General features: G+C 46.6%; 4 protein-coding genes. 3 read left to right on the forward strand and 1 reads right to left on the reverse strand.

The features are described 5' to 3' along the window. Nucleotides 1–135: 135 nt before the first annotated feature. The 3 genes from secB (at nt 136) to AC3A8L_RS21455 (ending at nt 1,440) form a co-directional block, all read left to right on the forward strand. Nucleotides 136–624, forward strand: a complete 489-nt coding sequence (gene secB, locus AC3A8L_RS21445; RefSeq protein ID WP_487964314.1) for a protein-export chaperone SecB — start codon at nt 136–138, stop codon at nt 622–624. A gap of 107 nt (nt 625–731) precedes the next feature. Beyond that, a complete protein-coding gene (locus AC3A8L_RS21450; RefSeq protein WP_487964315.1) occupies nt 732–1,136 on the forward strand; it encodes a hypothetical protein in 405 nt (134 codons plus the stop codon). Further along, complete coding sequence (locus AC3A8L_RS21455; RefSeq protein ID WP_487964317.1) at nt 1,123–1,440, forward strand: ribosome-inactivating family protein; 318 nt, start codon at nt 1,123–1,125, stop codon at nt 1,438–1,440. The genes AC3A8L_RS21450 and AC3A8L_RS21455 overlap by 14 nt, the downstream gene beginning before the upstream one ends. Here AC3A8L_RS21455 and AC3A8L_RS21460 read toward each other — a convergent pair. Next, nucleotides 1,441–2,089 (reverse strand): class I SAM-dependent methyltransferase (locus AC3A8L_RS21460; RefSeq protein WP_487964316.1); only part of this gene is annotated, 649 nt, incomplete at its 5' end. It lies immediately after the preceding gene.

Below are 2,089 nucleotides of genomic sequence, written 5' to 3' on the forward strand. Positions count from 1 at the left end.
TAAGAAAGCCGATCTCTTCGCCTAATTGGATAAACTATTATTGCCTCGCCCCTAATTATTAATGGCCTGCTCGTATAGCAGGCTTTTTCTTTATTGATACATTACAAATCCGGCGTAAAGCCACTAGGAGACATCATGGCAGACGATAATAACGCACAAGGTCAAGCTCAGGCTCAGGGCCCTCAGTTCATGCTACAGCGTATTTACCTTAAGGATATGTCCTTTGAGGCACCACAAGGCATCGAAGCTTTCAAGCAGCAGTGGAGTCCTAAAATTGGTCAAGATTTAAACACAACCTCGACTAAGGTTGATGACAACCACTACGAAGTAACTTTGAAGCTGACGATTAACGTGACCATCGAAGATAAAACAATCTTCTTGGTTGAAGTTCAGCAAGCTGGTTTGTTCTTGGCAAAAGATATCGAAGGGCAACAGTTGGCGCAGTTGTTAAACACCATGTGCCCACAAATTTTATTCCCTTATGCGCGTGAAGCAGTTGATAGCTGTGCATTAAAAGGTGGTTTCCCCGCCTTAGCATTGCCACCCATCAACTTTGAAGCCTTGTTTGCTCGTGCTGTTCAGCAGCAACAACAGCAAGCAGCGACACCAGAGACAGCCAATTAATTCGGTCTGTTTTCGAGTGTGAAAAAAAACCGGCGCAAGCCGGTTTTTTTTTGTTAGTCTATTTCCTCGCTTATCGGTAATACATTCAAAAGGATTCGGGGAAGAGTATGAAAAGAATATTTAAAGTAAGGCTGGATAGTAATTTTAAGCGTGATGTTGGCCGATTGCAGATGGCCTTTAATAGCCAGGCGGATAGGGTGCGAGCTGTGTGCACCGGTAGTCAAGAGTACACGCATGTTGAAGTGATTGCGCCAGCCCAGTTTAAAGCTGAACCTGTGACGTTATTGGTCAGTGATAGTGATATCTATATGCAAGCTTTTTGTAATAAATCCGGTGTTTTTTACTTAAGCACATTCAATGGCCATCGCCCTCAGGATCGTTCACGAGATAATTTACCTTGGTCCCATGTAAAATTTAATAATGACAGTTACGATAGTTTGGGTATGACGGATAGCGCATATCATAAAGTTATATCGAAAGATCGCATCATTGCAGCAATTGGGCAGTCTTGAAATTAGAGCGAATGGGCAATGCGGCGAAATTCGAGAGGCTTTAGGTATTCTTGTGTTGGTGATTTGCGAGTCTATAAGGTTCAGGCCTCTGCGGGATGGCTTTAGTGAAGCTCTTCGGGGCAGCTCAAACCTGCTGACCGTCGGTGAGGTTATGCGTTATGCCAAAAATTGGGAAGCTATTTGTAGGAAAGGGCATAGTCACGTGATTTGTGTGCCCCTCCCTAAAGCTATCGAAAGCGGTGCGATAAAACCAGAGCGCACCGCCTCTAGTTATTTACGTCATACCGGTTTAATCGATAGTTAGCTATTCCGGAGCTTGCAGCACTGCCGCAAACAGCGTGTCGCTGTTGTTGTTTGGGCAGCCCATTAGCTCACTGGATTCCAATGTCCACTCGGTATTAGCCGCAAGGAATTGTTCAACAATGGCATTGTTCTCGCTTTCAAAAAACGAGCAGGTGCCATAAACCAATTTCCCGCCCGCTTTAACGCCCTTGCTTGCTTGTGTGAGCAGTTGTAGTTGTAGCTGAGTTAATTTGGTCAGATCTTCGCCGGTATTGCGTAATTTTGCATCGGGGTTACGGCGCCAGGTGCCGCTGGAGCTGCAAGGTCCATCAACTAAAACCCAGTCAAAGCCGCCGTGGTTAGCAATTTCTTTGGGTAATCGAAAAGGGGCTTCGCCGTCCCAGGGGGCGGTGCGAATATTGTAAAACTCAGCTTGTTTGGCGCGACGTTTTACCTCTACGAGTTTGTGCTCGCGAATATCGGTTGCCCAAACGGCGCCTTTATTTCGCAGTGGCGCTGCAATGGCGAGTGTTTTGCCGCCGCCGCCAGCGCAGGCATCCCATATTTTTTGACCGGGAGTGGCGTCCACTTTTAGTGCGAGCTGCTGTGAGGCCCAGTCTTGAATTTCTACCCAGCCATTCTTGTAGCAGTCCAAACCAAAAACACCGCGC

It is taken from the genome of Marinagarivorans sp., assembly GCF_982758155.1.

Excerpts from the sequence above, each read along its gene's own strand:
- secB (WP_487964314.1), top strand. The coding sequence starts at position 136 with ATGGCAGACGATAATAACGCACAAGGTCAAGCTCAGGCTCAGGGCCCT.
- AC3A8L_RS21450 (WP_487964315.1), top strand. The coding sequence starts at position 732 with ATGAAAAGAATATTTAAAGTAAGGCTGGATAGTAATTTTAAGCGTGAT.